Here is a 670-nt window from a genome sequence, read left to right as displayed (position 1 = left end):
GGTGTTGTTCAAATTTCCTGATCCACCTCTGTTTTTACCGGTATTTTTTAGTCCATGAACAATCTGAGCACCTAATAAAGGTTTGTTCTGATATTTACCTACACATTTGCTGCATTTCTGTGCTTCACCCGGTGTGAAAACATCAACGATTTTTGCAGAAAGTACGCCATTCGATGTCTCGGTAAATTGGACAACAGATAAAGGTTGCTTGGTTTTATCATCAATGGTTTTCCACTTTGTTCCATTGAGTGGATCAGCAGCGAGTGCTAGGGTTGAGACCAAGAATACTAAGAGTTGTTTTTATCATTTTAGAACCTCTATTTCGTGTTACGAGATGTGTGAGTTCGTCTTACTGATCAGCTCACACATGCCATGAAGAAAGTAAACATGTCGTTCAACTTTCAAGAGGAATCTTCGCAAATAAATAAGTATATATTGTGGATCTTTTATACACATTTTGATGATGTGAAGGCTCAATCGTGTAGAAATTTAGAGTTCGTGTTGAGCAATGTTATTGATTTGGCAAGTTTGTGACTATTTGTCTAAACAGTGAGGAATGGATTACTGATCGTCAATTAGGGATTACATTTCATAATATAAAGCTGTTCTGATGATGTAATCCCTTTAATTTTTCTAATCCTTTTTAGTATTAAGGGGCTTTGTTGCACAT

1 protein-coding gene is annotated in these 670 nt (G+C 36.3%); it reads right to left on the bottom strand.

Annotated features, from left to right (window positions below):
* The coding region (locus tag ACY3FQ_RS17950) for a DUF2147 domain-containing protein (RefSeq protein WP_489774586.1) at positions 1-282 on the bottom strand (282 nt) is incomplete at its 3' end.
* Positions 283-670 lie beyond the last annotated feature (388 nt).

Source organism: Acinetobacter sp. AB03 (genome assembly GCF_058107045.1).
The sequence above is the reverse complement of the archived record's forward strand: the minus strand, read 5'-3'. Positions and strand labels throughout refer to the sequence as shown.